General features: G+C 68.3%; 20 protein-coding genes. 2 read left to right on the forward strand and 18 right to left on the reverse strand.

The window, feature by feature from the left end:
* Positions 1 to 28 precede the first annotated feature (28 nt).
* From AC3WUT_RS13995 to AC3WUT_RS14010, 4 genes are all read right to left on the reverse strand, one after another.
* Positions 29 to 1453 carry a TAXI family TRAP transporter solute-binding subunit gene (locus AC3WUT_RS13995; RefSeq protein ID WP_492347678.1) on the reverse strand — a complete coding sequence of 475 codons (1425 nt, stop codon included), beginning with the start codon at positions 1451 to 1453 and terminating at the stop codon, positions 29 to 31.
* A gap of 11 nt (positions 1454 to 1464) precedes the next feature.
* Entirely contained in the window at positions 1465 to 3177 is a 1713-nt protein-coding gene (locus AC3WUT_RS14000; RefSeq protein WP_492347679.1) for a carboxylesterase/lipase family protein, read from the reverse strand.
* A 73-nt stretch (positions 3178 to 3250) separates the two neighbouring features.
* Positions 3251 to 3976, reverse strand: coding sequence for a response regulator transcription factor (locus tag AC3WUT_RS14005; protein ID WP_492347680.1), 726 nt, complete (start codon positions 3974 to 3976; stop codon positions 3251 to 3253).
* 10 nt (positions 3977 to 3986) lie between these two features.
* Positions 3987 to 5645 carry a sensor histidine kinase gene (locus AC3WUT_RS14010; protein ID WP_492347681.1) on the reverse strand — a complete coding sequence of 553 codons (1659 nt, stop codon included), beginning with the start codon at positions 5643 to 5645 and terminating at the stop codon, positions 3987 to 3989.
* 402 nt (positions 5646 to 6047) lie between these two features.
* On the opposite strand from AC3WUT_RS14010, the gene AC3WUT_RS14015 reads away from it, so the two are divergent.
* A complete protein-coding gene (locus tag AC3WUT_RS14015; protein WP_492347682.1) occupies positions 6048 to 6470 on the forward strand; it encodes a hypothetical protein in 423 nt (140 codons plus the stop codon).
* A gap of 14 nt (positions 6471 to 6484) precedes the next feature.
* On the opposite strand, the gene AC3WUT_RS14020 is transcribed toward AC3WUT_RS14015, so the two are convergent.
* The 3 genes from AC3WUT_RS14020 to AC3WUT_RS14030 are packed head-to-tail and all read right to left on the reverse strand — an operon-like array spanning position 6485 to position 10514.
* Positions 6485 to 8596 carry a PP2C family protein-serine/threonine phosphatase gene (locus AC3WUT_RS14020; protein ID WP_492347683.1) on the reverse strand — a complete coding sequence of 704 codons (2112 nt, stop codon included), beginning with the start codon at positions 8594 to 8596 and terminating at the stop codon, positions 6485 to 6487.
* The gene (locus tag AC3WUT_RS14025) at positions 8593 to 10053 is read right to left on the reverse strand and encodes a hypothetical protein (RefSeq protein WP_492347684.1); all 1461 of its coding nucleotides are present in this window, start codon (positions 10051 to 10053) and stop codon (positions 8593 to 8595) included. The genes AC3WUT_RS14020 and AC3WUT_RS14025 overlap by 4 nt, the downstream gene beginning before the upstream one ends.
* Positions 10050 to 10514: an ATP-binding protein gene (locus tag AC3WUT_RS14030; RefSeq protein WP_492347685.1), complete on the reverse strand. Its 465-nt coding sequence runs from the start codon at positions 10512 to 10514 to the stop codon at positions 10050 to 10052. Before AC3WUT_RS14030 ends, AC3WUT_RS14025 begins: the two co-directional genes overlap by 4 nt.
* A gap of 78 nt (positions 10515 to 10592) precedes the next feature.
* Here AC3WUT_RS14030 and AC3WUT_RS14035 point away from each other — a divergent pair, with 78 nt between their 5' ends.
* Positions 10593 to 10922, forward strand: coding sequence for an STAS domain-containing protein (locus AC3WUT_RS14035; RefSeq protein WP_492347686.1), 330 nt, complete (start codon positions 10593 to 10595; stop codon positions 10920 to 10922).
* A 19-nt stretch (positions 10923 to 10941) separates the two neighbouring features.
* On the opposite strand, the gene sctC is transcribed toward AC3WUT_RS14035, so the two are convergent.
* From sctC to AC3WUT_RS14090, 11 genes are read right to left on the reverse strand one after another with little or no spacing between them, the layout of a single operon-like run.
* The gene (gene sctC / locus AC3WUT_RS14040; RefSeq protein ID WP_492347687.1) at positions 10942 to 13152 is read right to left on the reverse strand and encodes a type III secretion system outer membrane ring subunit SctC; all 2211 of its coding nucleotides are present in this window, start codon (positions 13150 to 13152) and stop codon (positions 10942 to 10944) included.
* Positions 13149 to 13532 carry a CesT family type III secretion system chaperone gene (locus AC3WUT_RS14045; protein WP_492347688.1) on the reverse strand — a complete coding sequence of 128 codons (384 nt, stop codon included), beginning with the start codon at positions 13530 to 13532 and terminating at the stop codon, positions 13149 to 13151. Before AC3WUT_RS14045 ends, sctC begins: the two co-directional genes overlap by 4 nt.
* 49 nt (positions 13533 to 13581) lie before the next feature.
* The gene (gene sctU, locus AC3WUT_RS14050; RefSeq protein ID WP_492347689.1) at positions 13582 to 14631 is read right to left on the reverse strand and encodes a type III secretion system export apparatus subunit SctU; all 1050 of its coding nucleotides are present in this window, start codon (positions 14629 to 14631) and stop codon (positions 13582 to 13584) included.
* On the reverse strand, positions 14628 to 15428 hold the full coding sequence (sctT, locus tag AC3WUT_RS14055) for a type III secretion system export apparatus subunit SctT (RefSeq protein ID WP_492347690.1): 801 nt from the start codon (positions 15426 to 15428) through the stop codon (positions 14628 to 14630). Before sctT ends, sctU begins: the two co-directional genes overlap by 4 nt.
* 4 nt (positions 15429 to 15432) lie before the next feature.
* Positions 15433 to 15702 (reverse strand): type III secretion system export apparatus subunit SctS, encoded by a 270-nt coding sequence (gene sctS, locus AC3WUT_RS14060; RefSeq protein WP_492347691.1) that lies wholly within the window; start codon positions 15700 to 15702, stop codon positions 15433 to 15435.
* Positions 15703 to 15712: 10 nt separating this feature from the next.
* The gene (sctR, locus tag AC3WUT_RS14065) at positions 15713 to 16360 is read right to left on the reverse strand and encodes a type III secretion system export apparatus subunit SctR (RefSeq protein WP_492347692.1); all 648 of its coding nucleotides are present in this window, start codon (positions 16358 to 16360) and stop codon (positions 15713 to 15715) included.
* Positions 16357 to 17463, reverse strand: a complete 1107-nt coding sequence (gene sctQ, locus AC3WUT_RS14070; protein ID WP_492347693.1) for a type III secretion system cytoplasmic ring protein SctQ — start codon at positions 17461 to 17463, stop codon at positions 16357 to 16359. The genes sctR and sctQ overlap by 4 nt, the downstream gene beginning before the upstream one ends.
* On the reverse strand, positions 17460 to 18119 hold the full coding sequence (locus tag AC3WUT_RS14075; RefSeq protein WP_492347694.1) for a hypothetical protein: 660 nt from the start codon (positions 18117 to 18119) through the stop codon (positions 17460 to 17462). Before AC3WUT_RS14075 ends, sctQ begins: the two co-directional genes overlap by 4 nt.
* Positions 18116 to 18610, reverse strand: coding sequence for a type III secretion system stalk subunit SctO (sctO, locus tag AC3WUT_RS14080; protein WP_492347695.1), 495 nt, complete (start codon positions 18608 to 18610; stop codon positions 18116 to 18118). Before sctO ends, AC3WUT_RS14075 begins: the two co-directional genes overlap by 4 nt.
* Positions 18611 to 18621: 11 nt before the next feature.
* Positions 18622 to 19974: a type III secretion system ATPase SctN gene (gene sctN, locus AC3WUT_RS14085; RefSeq protein ID WP_492347696.1), complete on the reverse strand. Its 1353-nt coding sequence runs from the start codon at positions 19972 to 19974 to the stop codon at positions 18622 to 18624.
* A gap of 7 nt (positions 19975 to 19981) precedes the next feature.
* Positions 19982 to 21421, reverse strand: coding sequence for a hypothetical protein (locus AC3WUT_RS14090; RefSeq protein WP_492347697.1), 1440 nt, complete (start codon positions 21419 to 21421; stop codon positions 19982 to 19984).

Raw genomic sequence — 21421 nt, forward strand, 5'->3', positions numbered from 1 at the left:
CAGGGGGCGTTTTCACCTAGGCGCGGGCTCAGTGAGTTTCATCGGTCGAGTGACCGGCGCTGGATGGGTCGTTCAGCGCCTGTTGGGTTTGCCGGGCCTGTTCACGCAGTTCGGACAGGGTGGCTTGCAGGTCGAACAGGTCGGAGATCTTGCCGGTTTCGGTCCAATGCGCCTGCATGTCGGTCTCCAGTTCATCCAGTTGCTCCAGCACCCAGCCCAGTTCGGGGGCGGTGCGGGCCTCGTGCACGTCACGGGCCAGCCGGTGCACCGTGTACCAGTACACGGTCATGCGGGTCTCTGTGGGCAACTGGCGCCAGGTGATCAGCTGCATGAGCAGCGGCCAGGCCACCACCATCACCGCAAACAAGGTGCCCCAGGTGCCTTCGACCAGGCTTGCCAGGGTGTTGGGCAGGTAGTCGAACACCATGGGCAGGCCACCCGAAAAGTAGCGTTCGCCCACTGGGCTCAGGGGCACGCGTTGGTCCACGTATTTCGGAAAGTAGCCCGGCTTGGCAAAAAAATCGCCGCGATTGCGGCTGATGCTGGCGGCCGCACGCAAAAACAGCCACTGCAGGGCCGGGTGCGTCTTGCTCTCCACCACCAGCGTGACCGAGGTCGCCAGCAAGGTCAGGTCTTGTGGGGGGTAGACATGCTCCAGGTCGATGGCCCCGCGCGGCAGGGTGACCAGGTCCAGGTAGGGCATGCGCTTCACGAACGCCGGGGCCAGCTTGAACTCCACGATCTGCCGGTCGGGCACCTTCAGCAGCTTTTGCACCGTGGGGGAGTCGATGCCGTCCACGATGAACACCGCGTCCAACTGGCCGCGGGCAAAGCGGTCGGCCGCTTCCTCGTGGGGAATCTCGAACCGCTGGGGCCCCGGACTCAGGGAGGTGCCCTGCAGCTTCAGCATGCGGTTCAGGAACAGGCGGGTGTTCGTGCCTTGCATGCCGATGGCCATGCGGCGTTGCAGCAGGTCTTGCAGCGGGTGGTCCGGATCGGGGGCTGCGCCGCGGTAGAACAGCCACACGGGCGAGTACTTCAGGCTCCCCAGCGACACCATGCCGGCGGGCGGGTCCTGGCCACTGGTGCCGGCCGTGATGAAGCTGGCGTTCACGCGGGCCTCGTCGTCGACCAGCGCGTGCAGGCCCTCGTCCAGCCCCTGGGTGGGCAGCAACTCCACCTCTACCCCATACGACTTGAAAAAGTCGGCGAACTTTTCAGACAGCAGGTAATACGAAGACCCCCGCTGCCCGGTGCCCAGGACGATCTTCGAGGGCGGCAAGGGGTCCAGATAGGCCAGAAACGCGATCAGGGCCAGCAGCGTCAGCGGCACGCTCCAACCGTAGTAGCGCAGCAACTGCCACCAGCCTCGCAACTCACGCCGGAACTCGTGGCGAAAGTACGCCTGCAGGCGGTGCCTCAGGCGATCGGGTCGGCGGCGCTGCAGCGGCATCACGATGGCGCTCAGGGCAGTTGAAAGTGCTGCTGCCAGAACGCGCTGCAGCGGTGCTGTTCATCGGCGTTGTAGGCCACGGAGCTGCCGGGCACCAGCAGCATCACCGAGGCGCCACCGCGGTAGCGCGGCCAATGGGGCAGGCCGGCGCCATTGGGTTGGCCACGGTGCACGAAGCCGGCCCACTGGCGCACCATCTGGTCCGACAGCCCGCGCGATTCCAGCGTCAGCTCGGGCCCATTGATGCTGGCCTTGTTCGACAGCTTGGGGAACAGGTAGTTGAGTTCGCTCGAATGCACCGAGCCCATCGCAAAATCTGGGTAGGGCGCCGAGATGCCCACCCCCAGCACCGGCGCGTTCTCATCGGCAAACTCGAACTGGAAGACCGGCGCCGGGTGTGCCTGGGTGGCGCGCTTCTGACGGATCACGTCCGAGGTGTGCAGGTACAGGCAGTTGTTGATGCCGATCTGGGGCGAGTAGTCCGAAGCCAGCCGGCCCAGCGCTTCGCGCAAGGCCTGGGTGGTGGGCCAGCCGCCTTCGGGCCGGTACTCTTTCATCACCGCATCCACCTTGTCTTTGCCGTAGTTCAGTGCCAGCCAGGTGGGCAGATTGGCCTCGTCCAGCGGCAGCCCGTGGCCGCCCTGTGCTGCCTGCCAGAAGTACCCCTCGTAGAGCCGGATCTCATGGCGCGTCCCGCCCATCAACAGCGGCACCCGCGAGAAGTGGCCCTGGTCCAGCGCCTCGCGGGTGCTGCGGGGCACGGTCGCATTGGGCTGTGCAGGGTTGCCGACCACGGGCGCGAACGGGATGAAATCACCAGGGTGCTGCTCGGCGTAGTGCCCTTGTTGGGTCAGCAAGGCTTCCACGCTCTGACCCCGCAGGCACTGGGCCGCCTCGGCCTGGTTGCCGCGGCAGTCCAGGGCCTCGGCAATGGCCACGCCAACGGCCTGTGCCTCGGTCACGGTCTTCATGGGCTGCAGGCAGCCCGCGCTTTGCAAAATGGCCTGCTGGAACAGGCCCTTGACCTTCTCGCTGCTGGCCAGGTGCATGCACACCGAGCCCGCCCCAGCCGATTCGCCGGCCACTGTCACGCGCTTCGGGTCGCCGCCAAAGGCCGCGATGTTGCGCTGTACCCAGGCCAGAGCCATGCGCTGGTCTTCCAGCCCGTAGTTGCCGTTGTGCTGGGCGCCGTCGTCCAGGGCCGGGTGCGGCATGAAGCCGAACACACCCAGCCGGTAGTTCATCGACACCACCACCATGCGGCCTTCGCGGGCCAGCTTGTCCAGGCGGTACAGATTGGAAGACCCGCCCACGAACGCACCACCATGGATCCACACCATCACCGGCAACTTGGCACCGGCATGGGTGTTGGGCGGTGTGCTCACGTTCACGCTCAGGCAGTCTTCGGCTGTGCTGCCTTCGGTCAGGTTGAAGCGCGCCTGTTGCGGGCAGGCCGGGCCGAACTGGCTGCCATCACGCACCCCGTCCCAGGCTGCCGGCGCCTGGGGCAGGGCCCATCGCAAAGCGCCCATCGGCGCCGCCGCGTAGGGAATGCCACGGTACTCCCAGGCACCATTGCGCTCCACGCCGCTGACTTGCCCCGTCGCCGTCTGGCGCACCGGCACCGGGGCGGCCCAGGCGGCGTTCAGGCTCAACAGACAGGCCAGTGCACCGGCGGCTGAGCGCCGACCGAGCGGGATCGATGGGGGAAGTGTGAATTTCATGGCCTGACCTTTCTATGGATTGGCAAATGGGGTGTTGCTGCAGGACGGCCTGCTGGGGCCTTCTGAGACGGCTTCAGGGCGGGCCCGAGCGCCGCTCCACGGCCGGGCCGACATACGAGTAGCCGTGGTTGCGCCAGGTGACGATGCGCAGATCGGGGTCGAAACTTGCCAACTTCTGGCGCAGCCGGCTCATCACGGTGTTGATCCGACCTTCTGGAAAGTCCAGAAAATCGATGTTCAGGGCGGCGATCAGGGCTTCACGGCCCACTGTGCTGGCGCTGTGCTCCAGCAAGGGCAGCCAGACGCACTGGTCCTGCGGCGTCAGTGACAGGCTGCGCCCGTCCGGGCTCAACAGCACGCGCTTGTCCAGGTTCAAGCGCCAGTCCTGGGCCCCGCCTTCCTGTGGCGGGGTGGGCGCCACCCGGGCGTAAAGTGCCTGGATGTAGGCCGCCAGCTCGCGCCGGTCCACGGGCTTGACCAGGTACAGGTCGGCGCCTTGCTCGAAGCCGCGCAGCTTGTCATCGATCCCATCGCTGGCCGTCAGCATGATGATGCCCCGGCGTTGACGGTCCACCAGGCGTCGGGCGATCGAGTAGCCGCTTTCGCCCGGCAGGTTCACGTCCAGCACCAGGATGTCTGCTTCCTCGTGGGCCAGCCAGGCGTCCAGCGCCTGGGCTTCACCCACGCCGTGCACCTTGAAGCCCATGTGTCGCAACTGGTAGAGCAGGTCATCGCGCAGTTCGTCGTTGTCTTCGACCAACACGACGCGGGCCGTGCAAGGGGAGGGGGTCTGGCTCATGGTGACGGTCTCAGGCGGCCTGCAACGAGGCCAGCGTCTCGCCCAGGCCCAGCGCCGGGGCGGCGGCAGGGCTGCGCGCAGCTTCCTCGGTGCCTTGGAAGATCAGGGTGAAGCAGGTGCGGTTGCCCGCCAGGCTTTGTGCTTCTACCCGGCCGCGGTGCAGGCTGGCGATCGTCTGCACCAGGTGCAGGCCCAGACCGGCACCGCCCACCGGCCCGCTGGCATGGCGGCGCCAGTATTTCTGGAACACCTGGGCCAGCTCGGAGCGCGTCAGGGCCGGGCCTTCGCTGGTCACACTGCAGCGCACCAGGCGCAGATGGCTTTCATGGTCCTGGCCCGGACCGCTTTCCAGGCGCAGGGTCACCGTGGTGTGGGCGTGCCCATATTTGCGTGCGTTGTCGAGCAGGTTGCTCAATGCAAAGTGCAGCAGCTCGGCATCGGCCATCAGGGCGGGCCAGCCCTGCGGGAGCTCCAGGCGCAAGCGCCCGTCGGCACAGTCACCGATGGTCACGGGCAGCTCCAGCCCATCGCTCAGCTCTGGCAGGATCAAGGCGCTGCTGTGCATGGCCAGCAGTTCGGTCAGCAGTTCGGCCCAGTTCACCGGGCGCATCCGGACCGCCTGGCGCACCGTCTCGCGCCGCTCGCGGCTGAGGGCTTCGTTGGCCAGGCTGTCCAGCCGCTTCACGGCCGAGCGGATGCGCTGGTGGCGTTGCCGCAGCAGCGGTGAGTCTGCCCCGGGCAGCATCTCCAGAGTCTGGGTGGCCGAATCGATCACTGCCAACGGGGTGCGCACCTCGTGCCCGAACATGATCAGAAATTGCCCCAGTTCCTCTCGCTTGAGCCGCTCGACGTGGGCCTCCAACTGGTCGCTCAGGCGATCGCGGTCAAGCTGCGAACTCAAGACTTGCCGGTGCGCAAAGCAGGCCATCACCCCCAGCAGCTGCAGGGCAAGGCTCAGCGTGGCGTTGTGGTGAGACCACCATGCCAGGTCAGCGGGCGCCCAAGCAAACAAGCGGTCGGCCACTTGCAAGGCCAGCAACAGCAACGCCCAGGCGGCCAATTTGCCCCAACTGGCCTGCTCTGCCTGCAGCGCGCGGGGTGCACTCAGGGCCAGCAAGCCGCCCGCCAGCGCGGCCTCCAGCCACGGCAGCACGGCGGCACTCCAGGCTTGCCAGGGTGGATGCCAGGCCAGTGCGGCCACGGCCAGGGGCAGGGCCATCAGCGCCTGCAATCCATGACGCTGGTGGGCGGGCCATGGCAGGCCCGGCAACCACAGGCCCAGTTGAAGCGCTGCAACCCATTGCAGCGCTTGCAGCGCCTGCCACACCGCGGCGTCCTGCTTGGCGGCCGGGAGAGAGAAGGCCAGCAGGGCCGACACCGCCAGGTACCCCAGCAGCCCGGCATACACCCGCTGCCGTGTTTTGACGAAGGACACCAGGGCCAGCAGCAAGGCCATGACCTGGGCACCCAGCAGGGCATCCCGCCAGGCCGGCATGTCGACCGCCAGGGCCGGGCCCAAAGGGCGCGGCGACAGCGCAGGGGCCTGTTCAGCCAGTGCCTGGGCCGAGCATTCGAACCCAAGCAGGCCCAGGCCGGTGGCCAGGGCGGCCAGCATCAGCCCGCGGCGCAGCGAGGGTGTCAGGCAGAAGGTCAGGAACGGGGGGGTCACACCGGATGCTCCGAGAAAGCCAGGGCCTGTGCCCTCGACGGCGCCTCAAAAATGGCTATTTGTGCAATATAAAAATGATAACAATAACTTTATCTCATTTTCATCATCGGATTTCGACCAATTACGACCAAATCCGACATTCATATTTATCAATTTATGCGGTAAACATCCCAGGACGAGCCGGTGTTCCCAACCTGTCAAAACATTGCAATTCGCCGGCGACCGTGGCCCAGGCACCCCGTGGTGCGCAGTGCGCGGGTATTCTTGATCGGCCTGGAGCCTGCGGGCTCTGGTGGTGCTGTGCGCCACCCGAGGGCGGTTCAAACCGCGGGTCCCTGGGCGCTGGAGTTCACGGATGTTTTGACCTTTTGAGCCACCGTTACACCTCGACCAAGTTCGGCCATGCCCTTCACCCTTCTTCGTCCTCTGGCCCTGTCGCACCCGCCGTCGGTCTCACAGGATGCGCCTGTGGTGGCCGGCGCTCGGGAACAACTGCAGGGCTTGGTGGCTGATTTGAGGCACCCGCAGAGCCAGCAGTTGCGCTCGGGATACCTGTACCGCGTGGCCACCCGCACCGGCAGTGGCACGCCGATGTTCGAGCGCAAGGGATGGCTGGCGATGGCCATCACGGCCGGGGAGCACAAGCGCCGCTCCAACCAGGCCTTGCTGCAACTGGTTCGACAGTCGGGCCTGGACACCGGGCCCGCGTTCCAGGCCCTGCAGGCGTACCTCGACCAGGTCTCCAACCGGCCGCTGGCGGGCGCGCCCGACATCCAGCACCTCGATCAACTGCTGCGCGCCGTGCTGGACGAGCCTCCTGCCTGAACCTGCCGCCGGGCTCAGCCCGGGCCGTGGTAGCGCAACGTCAGCAGCGTGATGTCGTCAAAGGGCTCGGTGCCGGCCATGAAGGCCTGCACCTGTTGCAGGATGTGCTGTGACAGGGCCCGAGCGCTGTCGGTCCGCTGTTGCGCGGCAGCCAGCAGCCGACCCTCCTCAAACAAACCCTGATCCGGGCTGTGGGCCTCGGTGATGCCATCGCTGTAAAGCACCAGATCGTCCTGCGGGTGCAACTGGCACACCGCTTCTTCATAGGCCTGCCCTGGCAGGGCGCCCAGCACCAGGCCGCACACGGCATCGAGCCGCTCGCTCTGCCCGTCTCGGCTCAAGCGCCAGGGCGGGTTGTGGCCTGCGCTGGCATAGCGCAGGTGCCCGCTGCGCAGCGCCAACACCCCCATGAACAGGGTGCAGAACAGCAGGGCATCGTTGTTCTGGGCCAGTGTGTCGTTGACCAGCGCCAGGCAGGCGCCGGGGCTCAGGCCCTGGGATGCGGTGGCGCGCAGCAGCGAGCGGGCCATCATGGCAAACATGGCCGCCGGCACCCCTTTGCCCGAGGCATCGCCCACCACCAGCAGCAGGTGGTCGGCGTCCAGCAGATGGAAATCGTACAGATCGCCCCCCACCTCCTTGGCTGGCTGCATCAAGGCGTCGATGTCGATCAGGCTGCTCACACAGGCCAGCGCCTGCGGGCGGGGCAGGTGGCTCATCTGCAGTTCTCGTGCCACCTCCATGTCGTGTTGCAGGCGCTGCAGTTGCTCGCGCTCGGCCAAGGCCTGGCGCACCAGGGCCAGGTCCCGGGTGCGTTCTTCCAGCACCGTCTGCAGCGCCAGCTGCCGGGCGATCACGCGGCTGGTCATCTGCTCAAACTCGCTTGCCAGCGAGGCGGCGCCCACCGTCGCTGAGTCGGCGGGGGGCGGGGCGGCCGGCGGTGCGCCGCCGGGTGCGAAACTGGCATCCAGGCGGCGCAGTTGCTGCTCGATCAAGCCACGTTGGCGGGTCTGGGCCAGGGCGGCTTCGAAATCCCGCTGCGCCAGCGTGACGGCCTGGTGCCGGAACACCTCCACCGCCTGGGCCAACTGGGCCCCTTCAAGCCCACGCGCGGGGGCCAGCGCCGTGCTGTACAGGTCACCCTGGGCCAGCGCCTGCAAGGTGTGCGTGGCCTGCTCCACGGGGCGCAAAAAGCCCTTCAGCACGGCGTCCAGCCCCAGCCCCAGGCCCAGCAGCACCAGCACGGTGGCGGCCGCACCCAGGGCAAACAACCGGGCGATCAGGGTCGTCTGGGCGTCGACGGGCCGCAACACATGCCATCGTGCCACCGGGTAGCCGGCCACGTCGGGCAGGTCGGCCGAGCTGATCTCCCACAGCGCCGCGCCATGGCTGCGGGTTTGCAGCCCCTCGCGGTCCGGCCAGTCGAGCGCGCCATCGCCCAGCGGTGCCGCGCCGCTGCGCAGCAGCCCCTGCGCCGCCTGACCCGCATGGGGCAGCGTGCTCAGGCCGAAGGCCAGGGTCGCGTCTGGCGCTGCCTCGAACAGGGGCGCCAGCTCGCGGGCATCGATGGCCACCAGCAGCCAGCGCTGTTGCGCCATTGCTTGCCCCAGCACCAGCAGCAGACGCGAGGCCTCCCCGGCGCCATGTCCCGACCCCGGGGCCCGTATCAGGCCGAAGACGCCCCCTTGGCGGGCCTGCAGGGCCTTGAGCATGCTCAGGTTCAACAAGGGCGTGCGGGCCTCGGCCTCGCTGGAGGCCAGCAGTCCGCCTTCGGCATTCAGCCAATCGATGCGTGCCAGCGGCCAGCGCCCGGGGCCGTGGTCCTTGAGTTGGGCCGTCAGGGCCGCGGTGGTCAGCGCTGCCGGGGCATCGAGCAGGCCTTGCACATCCTGGGCTTGGCGCACCATCAGGGGCTTCAGGCCTTGCATCGCGCGCTGCCAGATCTGGGCCGTGTCGGCCACCGAGCGGTCGCTCCAAAAGCGGGTTTGCTGTTCCTGCAGCCAGCGCGATGGAATCGCCAGGGTGAGCACCAGCAGCAGCGCGGCCAGGGCGCTCAACGCCAGCACCTGCTGGCGCAGCGCCCGCGGCCACCAGGCTCGGCCGAGCAGGTCTGGCCGGGGCGTCATGCCGGGCCTCCGGCCTGCGGCGCTGTGCTGCCTTGCGTGGCCTCGGCCCAGTCTGGGGCCGCGTCGAGTCGGGCGCGCTTCCAGTCGAGCATCTGACGGCGCTGGCGCACCCGGTCGTGCCCGGCCCCCCAAGCCTGCGCTGCCGCCTGGGCCGCGTGCGCCCAGCGCGGCATGGCGGGCTGGGCCGCGGGCTGGTCGCCACCGGCTGCACGCAGCGGTTCTGGCCAGGATCGCAGCCGGGCTTGTGGCCGGCTGAAGCCTTGCGTCCATTGCCAGTGACCGGTGCCCGCCGCGGCCAGCAGCGTCACGGCGAATACGGCCAGCAAGGCCAGCCCGTGCGCCAGCGTGTGGCCCGACACCAGCAAGGCCTTGGGATGAAGCTGGAATTCGAGGCGCCAGTCCGAACCCCGCAGCACCCAGGCTCGATCCATGATCTCCGGGTGGGCGCTTTGAAAGCCTTCGATCAAGCGCGCCCGCTTGTCCTGCTGGCGGTCGCCGCCTTGCATGGGCAGGGCCTCCAGCCGGTGCTGCAGGTCGATTTCGAATTGCTGGCCCAGGCTGCGCTGCAGCCCGGCCAAGGTGCGGGCCGACTCTGCTTGCAAGACCTGCCCCATCCAGGCTGCACACAGCGTCACCAGGGCAGCCAGTACCCACGCACCGCGCAGAGCGCCCCAGAGCCCGGGCGCCTCGTGGGGGGGGGCCATGCCGGCTTGCGGGACAGGGCTGGGTGCCTTGACCGCTGGCATCAGCCCGGCGCGCTGGTCGAGTGCCGCCTCTTCCTGGTCCAGCCGGGCCAGCGCCTGATGCAGGGCCTGTGCCAGTTCATGTCGCCAGGGTTGCCAGGCCTGCGCCAGGCGTCGGGCCTGGCGTCGGCCCAGCCACGCGCTGGCGAGCAAGGCCAGGCCCAGAGTGCCCAGGGCGCGTGGCGTCATGGCGGTGCGCGAGCGCTCGATCAGGTCCGCTCCGGCCCGCAAGCGGGCCAGCACCACCACAATGGCCCGGGTCTGGCCCGTGGCGTCCTGCAACTGGCGCTCCAGGCCGCGCAGGCCCGGCTCGGGCAACCACACCTCGCTGCCCGAGCGCCAGGTCTCGTTCAGCCAGTGCGCTGGGGCCTGGGCACCGATCTGGCTCGGGTCGGTGTCGTCGGTGATCAGTCCCTGAGGCGTCAACACGCTGATGCGCCGGATCGCCGGTGTTTCGCTGCGTTGGCGTTCCAGCAGGGCTCGTGTGCTGTCACGGCGCGCCGCGTCGAGGCGCCAGACCTGATGCTGGTTCAAGGAACCCTGCAGGTCATCGAGCACGGCCTCGAAGGCATCGCGTACCAGCGCCTCCACCGCCTGTTGCTGACGCCAGCCCTCCCAGCCCAGGTACAGGGCCCATGCGAGCAGGCAAATCAGCAGCCAGGGCCAGGCCAGGCCCGGTGCCAGGCCGCGCGGCGGGGACTCAGCTGTCCTCATGCCGGGCCCTCGGGCCGATCGCGGCGCCAGACCCAGACGTGGTTGCGCCGGTCTCGCCTTTCATGGTGCAACCCGTCGCACAGCTGGCGTACCAGGTACAGGCCCAGGCCGCCGAGCTGGCGCTGCGCCAGCGGGGCCTCCAGATCAGGGTCGCTGGCCTGACCCGGGTCAAACGGGGCGCCGTCGTCCACCACTTCGATCAGTGCCAGCTCGCCGGCCTGCCACAACCGGGCCTCGATGCAGGCACTGGCGGCCAGGGGACGGCCGTGGGTACCGGCATTGAGGATCAACTCTTCCAGCACCAATTCGACAAAGTAGCGCTGCTGCGCTCCCCATGCCGGCGGATGGGCCAAGGCCGACAAGGCCTCGGACACCTGGGCCATCCAGTCGCCATGGCATGCCACCGTCAGCGCCAGCAAAGGGGCGCTTTCGATCACGGGGGGCTGGGTCGATGCATTCATGGCGCCGCGAGCTTGGTGGGGCCTGCAAAAGGCTCAATAATGGCGCCGCGCCGCGCTGGCGCGTCACAGTGAGCCCCCATGTTGAACGACGAACCTGTTTTCGCCCCCCTTGGCCGCATTGATGGGCACAACGCCGCCTTGGTTGAAAAAGACCTGTTGCTGCAGATCGAAAAAACCGGCCCGCACTGTGCCTTTGACCTGTCGGGCGTGAACTTCGTCAGCAGTGCCGGCTTGCGCGTGCTGCTGGTCGGGCTCAAAACCTGCAAGGCGCAGGGCGGCAGCCTGGTGTTGGCCGGGCCCAACTCCGCGGTGTTGGGCGTGTTGAAGATGAGTGGCTTCGACAAGATCATGCCCATCGAGGCAGACCGCAGCGCCGCCCTGGCACGTGTGGCTGCCGCACGCGGCTGAGGACCGTCGGCGCTGAACATCAGCGGGTGGCAGCGGCGTCGCCCGCGGCCTGAGGTTTGCCCCCCACCGTGGCCGGCATGCGCGCCAGCTCACGGCTCAGGGCGTCAATGTCGGCCTGCGTGCGCGCCATGGCGGCACGCGCCTGCAGCTCTTCGGGTTTCGCATCTCGGGCAAAGCCTTCGCTCAGCCGTTGGCGCTGCAACTTCATCTCGGCCTGCGCCTTGTCCAGTTCCTGACGCAGCACCTGCCTGGCCTCCTGGTCGCGCGTGGTCTGCGTCGCCGTGCCCACCCGGCGCGCCGGGTCGTCGGCTGCGGGGACCGCCGCCGCGCTTGGCTTGGGGGCCGCAGGGGCCGAGGCCAGCGACTCGCGCAGCACCGACAACTGCTTGTCCGACGGCGGCACGATCCGGGCGCGCGGGCTGTTCGACATCTCGGAGGCGGTGGTCGGTTGGGCTTTCAGCGGCTCTTCGCCCACCGCCAGATCGGGCGCTGCCGGCTGCGTGGCCGCGACCGGGGGGGCCGCCCTGGGGCTCAGCACATGGGCCCGGATCAGGAACAGGCGCTCGCGTCGTTGCACCTGCCTGGAGCTGTTCGAGAACAGCGCCCCGAACACCGGCACATCGCCCAGCAAGGGCACTTTGTCCTGCGTCTGGGTGGAATGGATCGAGTTGTAGCCGCCCAGCAGCAGGCTCTCGTCCCGGCCCACGCTGGCCTCGGTACTGACCGTGCCGCTCTGGATGACGGGCAGGGTGCCTGCCACGGTCGAGGTCTGCACCTGTCCGTCCTCGATGTCCACATACAGGCGTACCCGGGCGTCATCGCCCACGCCCTCCAGGCGCGGCGTGACGCGCAGCGAGGTACCCGCCGTGACGGGGGTGACCAGGGCCGTGCCCACCGAGGTGGTCTGGATGTACACGGTCTGCGACAGGTCCAGCACGGCCCCCACGTTTTCGGAGGTCAGCACCGAGGGCCGGGCCTGCACACTGGCGTCGCCTTTCTCCTCCAGGGCCTGGATGCGCGTGACGAGGTAGCGCGCCGCGGTGGAGGCCAGTGTGGTGGCATTGGCGCCCGCGCCATTGGGGCCGGCGAACACCGACAGGGTGTTGCTGTCGGCCGTGGTGGCATTCACGTTGCCGTAACCCAGCACCGTGCCGCCATTGCGGCTGGTCAGGTTCCAGGCAATGCCGAGCTCATTGAGGCGATTGGTGTTCACGTCGACGATCATGGCCTCGATCTCGATTTGCGGCGAGGGCACGTCGAGGGTGGCAATCATCTTCTGGTACATCGGGATGCGTGAGGGCAGGTCCTGCACGATGATCGCGTTCAGGCGCGGGTCCGACTGGATCGAGGGGCGGGCCCGCAGGCCGGTGTTGCGCCCTTCCGGGGCCGCGCTGCTGCGGGCGGCCTCGGCCTGGGGGCCGTTGCTGCCGGCGCTGGCCGTGGTGTCGTTGTCTGCGCCCGCGCCAGCCCCCAGCATCAGGCCGGTGCCGCTGTTGGACAGCTTCACGGCGGCGCTCATGGCGTTGGCCGACCCGGGTACGGGCGTCCAGTGGCTGGTGGCCGATTCCGTGGTGCCGGTGACCAGGCTGCGCAGGATGCGTGCCACCCCGGGCGTGGTCAGCTCACGGCTGCGGTAGGTGATGGTGCGGTCCTCGGCCGATGCGTGCAGCAGCTTGAAGATGGCCACCTGCATGCCGTTGTTGGCCTGCCGAGGCAGGGCCGCCACGGTGTTCTCCACCAGCTGTACGTAGGCGGGCGGGCCCGACACCATCACGGCCGACTGGCCGGGCAGCTCGCCCCAGCCAAAGCGGGGGTCCAGCACATGCAGGTTGGTCAGCACCTTGCGCAGGTCTTCGCCCGAGGCCGGCGCGGGAATGGCCTTCACCACCGATTCACGGTTGCCGGCCACGTACAGGGTGCCGGAATGCGTGAACCAGGTGAAGCCATAGATGCCCCCCAGCCGGTTGATGAACTCGGTCGGCGTGAGCCCGTTGAAGCGGCCGCTGACCGAGGCATTCAAGGCCTCGGGCATGTCCAGCGACAGACTGAATCCGGCCGCGAATTCGGCGAGCACCGCTTGCAGGGGCTTGGCCTGTGCGTAGTAGCTGAAGGCCGTGTCGGGCCAGGGCGGCGGGCTGGCCAGCAGGCCGGGCGGGGCACCCAGGCTCAGGCACAGGGCCAGCAGGGCGGCACGGCGCCAGCCTGGCAAAGGGATTCGGGTTAGGCTCATAGCGCACCTCGCCACAGATCGGCCTCATTGCACACCTGCTCGGCCAGTTCGGTCAGCGCGGCGCTGCCCGCCTCGGCGGGCAGGGTGGCCTGAAGCCACAGCGACTGGCCATCTTCGTGGGCGGCCAGGGCCGCCGCGCCGTCACGCAGCCGTGCCGTGGCCAGGCGCAGCGCCTGCTCCAGCGCCCGTTCGCGCTCGTGCGCCGCCAGGGGCAGGTCCAGTACCCGCGTTTCCAGCAGCACGCGCTCGGCGTCCAGGGCCACCAGGTGCAGGCGCACCCGGTCCAGGTTGATGCTCAGGCGCCCCGGGGCGCCCGCCTCATGGGGATTCAGTCCTTGCTGCGAGGCCCATTGGGTGATCAGATCGTTCGATAAAGGCATGGGGACTCCTCTGGGGGCTCGGGTTCGGGTTCGGGGCCGGTGGCTCGCTTCATGGGGCCGAGGGTGGCGCCAGCTGGCGCACCAGGCGCAGCACGGCGGCCACGGGTTCGATCAGGTCGGTGGGGATGTACTGGTCCACCTCGGCCTCGCGAAACAGAGAGTGGGCCAGCGGGATGTTCTGCATCACCGGTACGCCGGCGGCGCGGGCGGCGGCGATCATGCGTTCGGCCAAGGCGCCTTCGCCCTTGCCGGTGACCATGGGCAAGGGCATGGCCTCGTCGTCATAGCGGATGGCGATCGCCAGGTGGGTGGGGTTGGTCACCACCACGCTGGCCTTGCGGGCGCTCTCCACGGCCCCACCTTGCATCAGCTCCTGGTGCAGTTGCTTGCGCTTGCCCTTGATGTGGGGGTCACCCTCCGAGCCCTTGTACTCCTGCTTGACCTCGTCCTTCGACATCATCAGGCCTTTGGTGTGCTGATGGCGCTGCCAGGCCAGGTCGGCCAGTGCGATCACCGTGGTGGTCACACCGGTCTGGATGATGATGGCCTTGAGCAGTTCACCGATCAGCTCGCCCAGTTCGGCAATGCCGCGGTGGGGCACCAGCATGACCTTGGGGATCAGCTCCACGATCAGGGCCTCGATCACCCACGAGAGCACCGCGATCTTGAGCAGCGATTTCAGGAATTCGATCAGGTTCTTCTTGGAGAACATATTGGCTGCGTTCTCCACCACATTGAGCTTCTTGGCCGAAGGCTTGATGGCCTCGAACGCGAACAGAACGCCGGTCTGGAGGGCCTCGGCAAAAATGCCGACGCCGATCACGATGCCCAGAAACGGCAGCAGCAGGCGGGCGCCGGCGATCATGCTTTCTTCCAGCAGGGTGGACAGGGCCTGATGAAAGTCGCCGCCGATGAAAGCAAACGGCAGCATCATCAGGCGCGAGCAATCCTCCATCAGTTGCCGCCCCTGGGCCACGATGTAGGCAAACAGGGCGATCAGCAGGGCGTTCTGGGTGAAGTCCTTGCTCTTGGCCACCTGGCCTTTGTCGCGCGCGTCGCGCAGTTTCTTGGCGCTGGGTTGTTCGGTCTTTTCGCTCATGGTGCGCCCCCCCAGACGGCGTTCAGGCGCGGCAGCCAGGCGCGCAGCTCGCGCACCGGCTCCACGCCCACCTCGAACAGGGTCTGGGCATACAGGATCAGCACGAACAACGCCAGCGCGCTCTTGATCGGCATGGCCAGAAAGAACACCTGCAACTGCGGTGCAAAGCGGCTGACCAGGGCCAGGCCCAGCTCGGCCAGAAACATCACCAGCAGCACCGGTGCCGCCATCAAGAGGCCACTGGTCACCAGCCTGTTGAGCTGGCTCATCAGCAAGGTGGCCGCATCCTCACCCCAGTGCGGCCAGAAGCTCAGTGGCGGCCACAGGCGATAGCTGTCATACACCAGGCCCAGCAACAGCGGCATGCCCCCGGCGGTCAGGAAGTACACGATGAAGGCAAAGCTGAACAGCAGGCCCAGCGGCGAACTGTCGTTGCCGGTCAGCGGGTTCAGGGTGGCGGCCATGCTGGCGCCGCGCTGGTTGTCGATGATGAAGCCCACCGCTTCGAACATCCAGAACGGCAGCGCCACCAGCCAGCCCAGGGTCAGCCCCAGAAGCCCCTCCTTGAGCAGCACCAGCACCAGCATCAGGCCGTCCGGCACCGGGCTGCGGGCCAGCACGGGCGCCACCAGTAGGCTCAGGCCGGCGGCCATGCCGAAGGCGATCACCCGCGGCACCATGGTGCGGTTCATGAAGGGCAGCATCGCCAACAAGGGCAACAGGCGCGCCTGGCTCAGGCTGATCGCCTTGAGAAAGCGCAGGCCATCGTCAATGTTGTTGATCAGCGGCAGCAGCATGGGCTCAGCGGGTGATGTGGTGGAAGTTGCTGAACACGGTCAGCGTGTACTTCATCAGTTCGCCGCCGCTCCAGCCCGCGGTCAGGAACAGCGTCAGGCCGACCGCGATCAGCTTGACGGCGAACGACAAGGTTTGTTCCTGGATCTGGGTCAGCGCCTGCAGCAGCGAAAACAAGGTGCCCACCACGGCCGCCACCAGGATGGCGGGCATGGACAGCACCAGGGTCAGGTACAGCGCGTGCACCAGGTAACTCGTCAGGTCGGGGGCTTGCATGGGGGACTCCTCAACGGTAGGTCAGCACCAGGCCCTGGATCAGGCGGGTCCAGCCATCGGCCATCACAAACAGCAGCAGCTTCAGGGGCATCGAGATCATCACGGGTGACACCATCATCATTCCCATGGCCAGCAGCACGTTGGACACGACCAGATCGATCACCACGAAGGGCAGAAAAATCAGAAACCCGATCTGAAAGGCGTCGGTCAGTTCGGTCACCATGAAGGCCGGCACCAGCACCAGGAAGTCGGTCTCATGCAGACCGCGGGCCATCTCCGGGCCCCACAGGTCTTCGGCGGTCTTGACGAAAAACTCCCGCTGCCTAGGTTCGCTGTGCTTGACCATGAAGCGGCGCAAGGGCTCGGCGCCCGACTGCACGGCGTGGAACAGCTGCTCGGGCGACTGGGTGGCGCGTGGCACCGAGCTCACCTGGCGGTAGATGTCCTGCCCGATGGGCGCCATCACATAGGCCGAGACGATCAGCGCCAACCCGTAGATCGCCAGGTTGGGCGGTATCTGCTGCACCCCCAGGGCGTTACGCACCAGCGACAGCACCACTGAGATTTTCAGAAACGAGGTGCACACCACCGCCAGCGTGGGCACCAGGGCAAGCAGCGCCAGCGCCAGCGTGAGTGAGATCGGATCGAAGTTGTTCATGCTGCGGGGGCCGCGGGCGGCACCAGGCTGGCCAGGCTCACGCCCAGGCGTCCGTCGATCTCCACCAGGTGGCCGTGGCCCACCAGGGCCCCGTTGGCACGCACCTTCACGTAATCGGTGGTGGCCTGGTCCAGGGGCAGGACCTGGCCAGGGCGCAGGGCCTGCAACTCGGCCAGCGTCAGCGTCTTGTCGCCCACGTCAAAGCTGAGGCGAATGCGCAGTTGGCCCAGGTCGGGCAGCGCCAGGTCCGACGCGCCGGGCGCGTCCAGCGCTTCGCCCGCGTCGGCAGCGGGCAGGTCTTGGTGGGGCATGGGGGTGTCCAGTACAGTGAGTCCGTGGGGGTCGAGCTGGGCATCAAAGCGCCAGCCTGGGTGGCCTGGGGCACCGCAGCGCAGTTGCACGCGGCCCTGTCCGGCGAGAAAGCTGCGGCTCAGAAACACCACGTCGCCGGGCTGCAGGGTGCGCAGCCGCTGCCAGGGCAGGTCGGTCTCGCCCAGCGTCAGGCGCATGGGCATCGGCAGGCCGCCCCATTCGGTGTTGGCGCTGTCAGCGCTGGCCGGGGGCAGCAGGCCGGCCAGCAGCAGCAGGCCCATGGCGTCCGCATACAGCATGCCGGCGTCCAGCCGCTGAGGGGTGGCGCCCGCCAGTTGCCAGCCCAGGCTGTGCCAGCTGCCGGCGGGCGCTTGTCCGTCGCAAGGGCCCAGGCCGGCCACCATGGCTGGCCCGCGGCCCGCGGCGGACAAGGTGTCGCACAGTGATTGGGCCGCCTCTTGCCAGGCCACGTCCTGCCAAGCTGCGGGCAAGGCGACTGCGTCGGACCCGCCCAGGCGCAACCCGGCCCAGACCTGCAGCAGGGCGGCAGGCAGATCGACCAGCAAGCGCCCGCCCGACCAGTGCAGGCTCAGGCGTCGCCAGTCTTGCGCGGTGCCCAGCGCCGCTGGCGCCGGGCCCAGCTGCAGGCTCAGCAGCGGCGCCGTGCCTGGGGTGGCCCCCGGCCAGCCCGGCAGGGCCAGGCGCTGGCCGGCGTGGGCCAGGGTGTTGAGGGCTCGGGTCTCGCCGGCGGACAGGCGCGGCAGGGGCAGGGCAGGGTGCCGTGTGCTCATGTTTGGGCCCCCTGCGGAGCACTGGCATAGGCCTCGACGCCGACGCCCTGCTCCAGCGGCGTGCTCAGGGCTTGCCAGCGGCCCGGCTGACGCGCCAACGGCCCACAGGCGCGCACCCGCCACACCGCGCCGCGCCCCAGGGTGGCCGCCAGCTCACGGGCCATGTCGCGTGCCGGCTCGGCCAGGCACAGGAAGCTGGTCTCCACGCTGCATTCAAAGTCGGCCAGGCAGGCACCGGCCTCGTCGCTCACGTTCACACTGACGCCGGGCAGGCAGCCCTCGTCCAGTGTCAGGCGCAGGCTTTGCCGGCCGGCGGGGTCATCGCTCACCATCAGGCCGCTGGCCAGCTCACGCAGGCTTTCCAGCAGGCTGGCCGGCGGCGCGGGTGTGGCCATGGGTGCGGCGTGCTGCCCCAGCAGACCGAAGATGCCTGGTGCCGGTGCCGGTGCCGGTGCCGATGCCGATGCCGATGCCGAGCCGGGGCTGGGCTCGGTGGCTGGCTCGTCGTCGCGCGTCAGCGCCTCGCGAAACGCGCTTTCGGCGTCTGGCGACGGGTGCTGGGGCGTGGAGTGCTGTGCCAGGGCGCCGCCGTCGTAGCGGCTGGGGCTCTGGCGCATCAGGTCGCCCCGCTGGAACGCGTTGCTGTGGTCGCTCATGGTGGCTGGGTTTCCTCGTCATCGCGGCGGCGCGGGTGGCCGGACACTTCTTCCAGTTCCTGTTCTTCACGCCGCTCTAGCTCGCGGCGCTCGGTGGCATGGTGCTGTGCAGCCAGTTCCTCGAACTTGCTGCGTGTGGCACTGGCCACCTGCAAGGTGTCAGCCGCGCCGGTGTAGTGGCTCTGCGCCTGGGTCCGCTCCCGGCCTGCCTGCGCCAGTGCCTCGATGCGCGCCTGCTCTTCGGCCCGCAGGATGGCCACCTCCAGTTGCACCTCGGCAATCTCGCGTGGGCGCACCAGCCGGCTGCACAAGTCCTGGTACCAGGCGCGCTCGTCCTGTTCGGCCTGGGTCTGGAAGCGGCTCAGGCGTTGCCGGGCTTCGTCCTCTACGCGGTGGGCATGGGCCAGTTGGGCGCGCGCCACCAACAGCGCGGTCTCGGCCTGGTCCTTGCGGAAGGTCTTGATGTACAGCAGTTCGTCGAGCATGCCCATGTTGCAGTCTTTCAGGGCTTGGGTGCGGTGGGCGCGGGCATGTCGGTCACCTTGAACAGGTCCGCCAGCGTGGCCTCGTAGGCGGCGCGCTCGGTGGTGGGTTGCTTCAGGAAGGTGCGCAGGCGCTCGATCTTGTCGATGGCCTCGTCGGTCACCGGGTCGCCGCCGCGTTTGTACTCGCCGATCTTCACCAGCAGTTCGACCTCGGCGTACTTGGCCAGCAACTGGCGCAGCCGGCCCGCAGCGGCCCGGTGTTCGCGCGACACCACATGGCCTTGCACGCGGCTGGCCGAGGCCAGCACGTCGATGGCGGGGTAATGGGCCTGGGCTGCCAGCGCGCGCGACAGGATGATGTGGCCATCGAGGATCGAGCGGGTTTCGTCCGCGATCGGCTCGGTCATGTCATCGCCCTCCACCAGCACCGTGTAAAGCGCGGTGATCGAGCCCTTGTCGTTCATGCCGGTGCGCTCCATCAGCTTGGGCAGGGTCGCGAACACCGAGGGCGGGTAACCGCGCCGGGTCGGTGGTTCACCTGCGGCCAGCCCGATTTCGCGCTGAGCACGGGCAAAACGGGTCACCGAGTCCATCAAAAACAGCACCTTCTTGCCCTGGTCGCGAAAGTATTCGGCGATGGCGGTGGCCACATAGGCGGCCTTGGCCCGTTCCATCGACGACTTGTCGGAGGTGGCGCACACGATCACGCTGCGTTGCCGCCCCTCGGGGCCCAGTTCATGCTCCAGAAACTCGCGCACTTCGCGGCCGCGCTCGCCGATCAGCGCCACCACCGTGACATCGGCCGCGGCACCTTTGACCAACATGCCCAGCAGGGTCGATTTGCCCCCCCCGGCGGCCGCGAAAATGCCCATGCGCTGGCCTTCGCCACAGGTCAGCAGCGAATCGATGGCCCGCACGCCCAGCGGCATGGGCTGGTCGATCAGGCGCCGGGTCATGGGGTCGGGGGCCTCAGCATACACAGGGTAGTAGCGCTCGACCACCAGCGGACCCCGCTCCGCCACGTCCATGGGGCGTCCCAGGCCGTCCAGCACCCGACCCAGAAGGGCATCGCCCACGGGCACCATGTGGGCGCGCCCCGTGGGGGTCACCTCGGTGGCGGCCGAAATCCCGTACATGTCACCGATCGGCGTCAGCAGCGCCGCGTCACGGGCAAAGCCCACCACCTCGGCCTTCATCTCAAAGTCTTCACCGGGTTGGCGCAAGGTGCACACCTCGCCCACCTTCACCGACGGCACCACGGCCTTGATGATGGTGCCGATCACCTGCACCACCCGGCCCTTGACGGCCAGGGTCGGCGTGTCGTCCAGCGCCAGCTGCATCATGTCGACGAGGTAGTCCAGGCTTTTCATGGCGGCGTCAGATCGGGCGGCTGCTCAGGTGGTGTTGCAGCAGCTCGGCAGGTGACAGATCTTGCAGGTGTGCGCCGAGTGTGGCCATCCGGGCCTCATGGGCGTCGGTCCGGAGCTGCCAGGCCTGTCGTTCGTCGCTGGCTTCGATGCGGGCCTGGAGCGAACCCACGACCCGCAGCAGCGTCATGCCAGCCTCGAACAGATCGATGTCCAGGTAGTCGGTGATGTTTTCGGCAAAGCGTTCCAGGCCTTCGGCGGCGCCCTCTCGTGCCACACCGTTCTGGCGGTGCATGACGGTGGTGCGTTCCACCCCCTGGGCCAGGTGCTCGACATCGGCCAGCAGTTGTTGCGATTCGGCCTCGATCTGCTCCAGCAGCGCTTGCTGGGCCGAGGTGGGCGGTTGCCCCTGGGTTTGATCCCGCAGGGTGTTCAGCCGTGTGCCCAGATCACAGAACCGCTGCAGTTGGGCGCCGTCGGCGTTTTGCACCCCTTTGCGGTTCAAGTTCTCGGCGCCGCCGGCAAATTGCAGATAAGCGGTCAACAGCACGTTGGATCCGATCGCGATGTAGGTCAGCAGCGGGCTGGCCTGGGTCGCCCAGGCACCGGCAGCCCACAGACCCAATTCGCAGGTCAAGCCTAGGCCGCGGGCGAGGGTCTGGCGGGTCTGCGGGTCTTTCACAAAGAACAGGCCGGCGTGGCACAGGTTGGCCAGGGCGTTCTTGCCCATCGGCAGGTTGAAGCGCGGTGGCAAGCCGCGTTCGGCCCGCTTTTCATCGGCGTGGACCATGGCCGTGCAGGCTGCATCGGCGGCCAGCTTGGTGAGCAGCACGGCCCCCACGACAAAGGAGGTCAAAGTTCCGCCGGTGGCCACGGTGATGCCGACAAACAAGGCCACGCCCACGGCCTGCCCCAGCAGGCCTGCGCAGCGTTTGAGCAGGCTCTGGCCCGTGCGGTCCACCCCGGCATCGCGGGCGCGCTGTACGTTGGCGGCCACGTCATCCAGGTTCATTCCCATCCGGTTGGCCTGAGCCCGCAATTGCTCGGTCGCGGAGCGGGCCCGGGCGGGGCCCTCGGACAGGCCGGCCGCGGCCGTCTGTACCGGGCCCGAGGCCTCGGCACCTGACGCGGACGCCGGGTGCGCCTGGATGGGGGCTTCCTGGTCCAGCGCATGCGGCACTTCGGCGGGCAGGGTGGCACGCTGGGTGGCGTGCTCGGATTCGGGTTCGTCGGCTTCCAGCCGCATCATGGCGTCCCAAAGACCGGGGTCGGCCGTCGTCCCTTGCGTGCTGGACCGGGCGCTCGGTGGCGTCGCCATGGGCGGTGCAAAGCGCGCACTGACGGATTGGCGAGCCTTCGGCCCACCCACGCCCAGGCCTGGCATCAAGGCCGTCGAGCCGCTCAGGGCCGTGCTCTGGCGGCGGGGGTTCAATGGGGAAAGGGGCGGCAT

The organism is Curvibacter sp. EU05-FHT14A10 (assembly GCF_058791075.1).